The sequence below is a fragment of the Armatimonas sp. genome (assembly GCF_964826245.1).
The window spans coordinates 1-5,785 of record NZ_CBAYMC010000255.1; the positions used below are offsets into that span (position 1 = coordinate 1).

Here is a 5,785-nt window from a genome sequence, read left to right on the forward strand (position 1 = left end):
CAGAGCACTGCCAGTGGCACCCAGATGCGCACGCCTTTTTGCCGCCACCAGCCTGCCAGGAGCCCCGCTACCAGCGGCACGCTCAGCAAGTACCAGTAGATCAGCACCTTGAGGTTGTCCCAGATCCACGGAGCCATCTGGAAGACATTGGGGCCAAAGAAGCACACCAGAAACGGCAGATAGAAAACCCGCCAGCGCCGAGAGACACGGCCCGCCCCTAGCACGAGCAGGGGGATAAACGGCCCAGTGTTGAAGAGCCAGAACCGTGTCCAGCCGGGCACATCGTTGGCTTTGCCGTCCCAACCCAGCGCGAACCGGGCAAACTGCGCCGTGTTGGTGTGGCTCCCGACCAGCATGTAGGCAAGCGACGGCAGGGCAAAGGCACCCAGGATCACAAAAAACGGGAGCCAGCGCTTCACGGCTGCGCCAAAGCCTTCGCGGACGATCATGGTCAGGGCTTGCAGAGCCGCCACGCCGCCCAGCGACGCGAATGTGTGCACGTGGCCTAGCGGAAGCAGTCCCACGAGCAAGCCCGCCAGCCACATCCCGCGCCGCCTCCCTGCCCACCAGAGCCGCACGACGGTCAGCGCAATCGGCATTCCCAGCACGAGGCTTCTCTGCGTCCCGAGCAACACGCAGAGCATGTTCCCCCAGCGCAGCCCCCGCTCCGCATCGTTGGTGTAACTCTTGGGCAGGTGGAACAGCAGCTCGGTGAGGGAGCCACTTGGGGCACTCTGCCAGTCGCCGCCGAAGTAGAGAAAGCCCCAGCCACCGGAAAACAGCGCCAGTGGCAGGGCTAGATGCGCCGCCACGGAGTCGCGGGTGAAGAGCCGGGTGAGCCGCCAGAGCCAATAAAGCGTGCAGCCCACGAGTGTGGCGTCTTGAAAGAAAATCGCGCTCGGGATGCTCGCTCCCCCCCGGACATAGAGCGCCGTGGTGAAGTCCACGATAAACGGGTACGTAAGCTTTGCGCCCTCCATCGCGGGGTGCTCTGGCGGGAAGTTTCCCCCGACGGCAAAGCCCTGGATGATCCCGACATGAAGCGGCAGATCCCCCAGGTTGGCGACATTGAGAGTCCAGAGCGCACCGTCGCTCTCGGCATAGCACGCGCCCCAGAAAAAGCGCAGGAGTAAAGAGAGAAGCACGCCGTACCAGAGCGCCAGACCAATTCCGGTCAGGCTTGGCTTTTGCAGTCGTGCTTGTATTCGGCTCAGGCCAATGCTCGCCACCCGTGCCAGCCGCTTTCGTGGGCCGGGGCGCATCCAGAGAAGTGCCGGGGAGAAGCTGAGCACCGTCGCCAGCCCCATTGCCACGGGCGTCATCCCAAGGCGCGAGGCCAGCATCAGCCCAAGTAGCCCCAGTGTCAGATTGCCCAGCGGAATCGCCGCCGCCAGCCGCTCACCCAGTGTCCAGTGCCGCGCAAAGACACCCACCAGCGCCAGCGCTCCCAGGGTCGAGAAGAGAAAGAGCAACAACATTGTTTAGTATTATATGTTGCCTCGCGAAACTTCGTTATAGACCGCATTGCGTTATACTGCTCTTTGTGGAACTTGCTGTTGATTTTGGTACAACAAATAGCGTGGTGGCGGTGGTGGAAGAGGGAAGTGTGCGCGTTGTCTCCTTGCCTACCCTGGCGCGGGAGCAGCCGACAACCCAGGCGACTCTGGTGCCGACGTGCGTTTTTGTGCGGGAGAAGAAACGCAGGCTCTGGCCGCAGTTCTGGCGCACGGAGCAAGAGGCGCTGATCGGGCAGGCGGCGCTGGCCTATAACTTCGAGGGGGGCGCTCCGGGTTTTGCCCAGAGTTTTAAAAGAGCACTGGCGCAGGAGCCGCACCGCCAAGTCGCGAGTGTTCAAGGCAAGCCCGTCGCGGCACGGGAGGCGGCGTATTTGTTTCTTCGTGAGCTGATCACGGTGGCGCGGGGGACACTGAGCAATAAGAAGCTCACACAGCTGACGATTAGCGGCCCGGTTGGCTACTTCGAGACCTATCGCGCCGAGCTGGCGGCTCTCACCAAGCGCCTCGGGATAAAGCACTTCAAGACCATAGACGAGCCGATTGCGGCGGCTTTAGGCTACGGCGTGAATGTCGGGCGCGACGAAACTCTTTTAGTGGTGGACTGGGGCGGGGGGACGCTGAACTTGGCGGTGATCCGCCTCGGGCCGGGCGTGCTTGCCTCGGGGGCGGCTCCGATTCTGGCCAAGCACATGGTGGGCAAGGGCGGCGACGATGTGGACTACTGGCTGATGGAGGAGCTTCTTCCCGGCTTTGAGGACATTGCCGCCGGGCGCTACGATGCCAAGTGGGAAGTGATGCGCGCCAAGGAGTCCGTGAGCCGCACCGGCGGCTCGACCCCGATCTCCTGGCGTGGGATTCAGCGCACGCTCGACCGCGAGACTTTGGTGGCTCTGCTGACCAAGCGCGGCCTCTACGATGATCTCCAGACTGCTCTCACGGATATCAAAACCCAGCTTGCGGAGACGGCCCCCGACTTCAAAGTGGACGAAGTCTTGCTCACGGGCGGCTCGACGCTCTTGCCCGAAGTGCCTGCCGTGGTGGATAGCTTCTTCCCCGAGGCCATTGTCCGCCACGACAACGAGTTTGTCTTTACTGCCGTCGCCAGTGGAGCCGCACGCTTTGCGGGGGGCGTCCCCGTGGACGACTTCATCTACCACGACTACGCCATCGCGGTGCAAGAAGCCGATGGCAGTGTGGGCTACGAGCTGCTCTCGCCGCGCCGCACCCGCTACCCCACCGCTCCCGACTTTGCCGTGCGCTACTACGCCGACTACGCCGGGATGGAGGAGATGCGCTTTCGGGTCTGTGAGATCGGGCGGCTGGGCCAGGTGCCCGCCCTCTGGGAGCCGCGCCCCAACGGCAGCCGCTACTGGAGCCCCAAGAGCGAGCAAGAGCGCGGCCAGATCGTCGAGCTAAACCCCACCGATGCCCCCATTGCTCTCAGCCCCGCCGGTGTCGGAACCTCCCCCAGACTGCGCGTCACCTACCACATCAACGCCGACCGCTGGCTCTGCATGACCGTCGAGGACTTGGTGAAAAAACAAACCCTCCGCGAAAACGTCCCCGTGGTACGCCTGAGGTGAACCTCGCTCGCGAGCAAGTCTTGCAACACCTGCATGCTATTCACGAGGGGATGCGAGAGTGGAGAAAGTCACGAGCTGCTCTTCTTGCAGAAGGTAGTGACGTAGTGCCACTTGTGATCGAAGTTCTTGAGGTTGAGCTAAATAGAGCAGATGGGGATGTCTATATAGTCAGCTACCAGCACTTGCTCCGTCTTGCGGAATTGCTTGCTCAGCTTAAAGATCCTCGTGGCCTTACCTGGTTACTGCGAGTCTCACGACAGACCAATGAACATACGTTTTATCGTCAGGCGCTGAAAGCACTTGAGCAGCGCGGATCAGAAGAAGACATTCAAGCTCTTATTGAGGTGATGCAGTTTACCCATTTACGATGGTTGGGTTTACCCTTTAAGATAAAACTACAACCTCATGAACTCTCTCAGGTAGCGAAAGCACTTGTCCGAATTGCGGAACGAAATCCCGACCCTGAGCTACAGAAAGCCTTGCCCCTCTTACGGTATCGGCTCACAGCCCCTGTCGAGTTTATTGGACTGCACAAGCGCCTCAAAGTGGCACTCGGTCAGTGGAAAGACCTGCCGCTCATCGCCGACGCGCCCCTGAAAGTGGAAGAGAACTTGCCGCTGCCCGCGGACGAGGAAGTTTCTCGTGGTTGATCTGCGCCGCTGCCCCAAGACGGTAAAGCTTCTGGAGGAGCGCAGCGTGGTACTGGTGGAGGGAAAGCCAAAGCTGACGGAGACGTGGCTGGCTGCCAGCGAGCCGCATCTGCGGGGGGCGAGGAAAGAGCACAAAGAGCGCCAGGAGGCGGTGCGAAAATACGGCGAGCAACTTAATGCCACGGCGTTTCTGGGCTGGGTCTTGCTGACAGACTCCTGGCGGCACGTGCGGGCCGAGGCGGTGCGTGCGCTGGCGGCGCACAAAACCGAGCAAAGCCTGGCACTGATCGCGCTCGCACTGGCAGATCGCTCGCAGCTTGTGGTGCGAGCAGGGCATAAGGCGCTCCAGCTCCAAGGCGCAGAGGCGCTGGTGCCATTTCGGGTGCTTTTTGCGCTCTGGGAAGACCAAGCGGGAGGACTCTATCTGCTCCAGTGCGCCATCGGAATGGCGAAACGCACCCCACAGCCCGCCATGCGCCAGGTGCTGCCCCGGCTGGAGCAAGAGGCGCGCAAGTTTTTTATCTTGCCCCAAAGGCGGCGTGCGCTTCGGGAGCTGATCACCCAGCTAGACCAAGCAACCGCGCATCTGAAAGACCTCCCACTCACGGCAATGGCGAGCGTGGAGAGCGCAAACCTCCCGCTGCCGACCCAAAACCTCCCTGCCCTGAGGGAGGGTGCCGAAGTGAGGGACGAACGAAGGTGGGTGGGTCCACGGCGGGTGGGTTCAAGTGGCTGGATTCAGCGCTTCAAACGCTTCTTCGGTTCTTGAGCTTGTCGAGTAGCACCGCAGCCAAGAGAATCGCGCCGCTGGCCACGAGCTGCCAGAACGTGGGGATATTGAGTAGGTTCATGGCGTTCTGAACCGCGCCCATGATAAAGACGCCCACGATCATCCCGCTAATAGTTCCGACGCCCCCGGTGAGCGAGACGCCGCCCAAGACGCAGCCGGAGATCACTTGCAGCTCCAGCCCCTCACTGGTGTTGGGCTGACCCGACGACACGCGTGAGGCGAGTAGCACTCCCGCTAGCGCCGCCACCGCGCCCTGCACCGCAAAGATCAGGATCTTGGTGCGCGCGACATTTACCCCTGCAAGCCGCGCCGCCTCGGAGTTGCCTCCAATGGCCAGCGTGTTGCGCCCGTAGATGGTCTTATTGAGCAGCAGACCAAAGACCACAAAGCAGAGCACCATCACCCAGACCGGCGACTGGAACTCCAGGAGCTTGTACTGCCCGAGCTTGCCAAACGCTTCGTTGCTGACACCAATCGAGGAGCCATCAGCGAGCAGGCGGGCGAAGCCGCGGACGATCTGCATCGTGGCCAGTGTGGTAATCAGTGCATTGATCCCCAGCCGCGCGATCACAAAGCCATTGATCGCTCCCACGCCTGCGCCCAGCGCCACGGGAATCGCAATGGCCAGCGCGATACTGCTCGTCTTGTTGATCGTCAGCGCCGCCACGACGCCCGCCAGCGCCACGACCGAGCCCACGGAGAGGTCAAAGTCGCCTGCAGCCAGACAAAACAGCATCGTGCACGCCACAATCCCCACCGTGGTGACGGACATGGTCAGGCCCTTGGCGTTCTCGACCGTCGCGAAGTTGGGAACCGTAAACGAGAGCACGAGAAAGAGCAGGGCGCAGACCAGCAGCATCCCATTGTTCTGCCAGAGTTTTTTCATGACCCTCCTCCCCGTCCCTCCTCCCAATCCTGGGAGGCAGGATTGGGAGAGGGGGAGATTGAGTGAGGTTGGGGGTTCTGGCTCTCCTCCTCCTGCTCCCCTCCTTTCCCTTCCTCCCAGGATTGGGAGGAGGGGCTGGGGGAGGAGGGATTCGGGGAGGAGGGCAGCGCAGCAGCCAAGCACTTCTCCGGTGTGGCGTCCTCGCGGGTAAACTCCGCCGAGAACTGGCCCTGGCGCATGACCAGCACCCGATCTGCCACGCCGAGCACTTCGGGCAAGTCCGACGACACCATTACCACGCCCACCCCTCGCTCCGATAAATCATACAAAATGTCATAGATCTCACGCTTCGCTCCCAC

Annotated in this window: 5 protein-coding genes and 1 pseudogene; 3 read left to right on the forward strand and 3 right to left on the reverse strand. The window is 61.8% G+C overall.

The features are described 5' to 3' along the window. Window positions 1-1,478, reverse strand: a 1,478-nt coding sequence (locus AC1XOS_RS18860; RefSeq protein ID WP_481963766.1) for a hypothetical protein, incomplete at its 3' end; no start/stop codon positions are given. Between the two features lie 65 nt (window positions 1,479-1,543). On the opposite strand from AC1XOS_RS18860, the gene AC1XOS_RS18865 reads away from it, so the two are divergent. The 3 genes from AC1XOS_RS18865 to AC1XOS_RS18875 are packed head-to-tail and all read left to right on the forward strand — an operon-like array spanning window position 1,544 to window position 4,519. After that, complete coding sequence (locus AC1XOS_RS18865) at window positions 1,544-3,100, forward strand: Hsp70 family protein (protein ID WP_481963767.1); 1,557 nt, start codon at window positions 1,544-1,546, stop codon at window positions 3,098-3,100. Beyond that, window positions 3,097-3,750 carry a hypothetical protein gene (locus AC1XOS_RS18870; protein WP_481963768.1) on the forward strand — a complete coding sequence of 218 codons (654 nt, stop codon included), beginning with the start codon at window positions 3,097-3,099 and terminating at the stop codon, window positions 3,748-3,750. The genes AC1XOS_RS18865 and AC1XOS_RS18870 overlap by 4 nt, the downstream gene beginning before the upstream one ends. Continuing rightward, on the forward strand, window positions 3,743-4,519 hold the full coding sequence (locus tag AC1XOS_RS18875; RefSeq protein WP_481963769.1) for a hypothetical protein: 777 nt from the start codon (window positions 3,743-3,745) through the stop codon (window positions 4,517-4,519). The genes AC1XOS_RS18870 and AC1XOS_RS18875 overlap by 8 nt, the downstream gene beginning before the upstream one ends. Here the strand turns inward: AC1XOS_RS18875 and araH are convergent. Together araH and AC1XOS_RS18885 are read right to left on the reverse strand one after the other, a co-directional pair. Beyond that, window positions 4,497-5,426, reverse strand: coding sequence for an L-arabinose ABC transporter permease AraH (gene araH, locus AC1XOS_RS18880; RefSeq protein WP_481963770.1), 930 nt, complete (start codon window positions 5,424-5,426; stop codon window positions 4,497-4,499). The genes AC1XOS_RS18875 and araH overlap by 23 nt on opposite strands. Continuing rightward, window positions 5,423-5,785 (reverse strand): annotated as a pseudogene (locus AC1XOS_RS18885) (hypothetical protein); the annotation flags it as partial. The gene araH and the pseudogene AC1XOS_RS18885, both read right to left, overlap by 4 nt.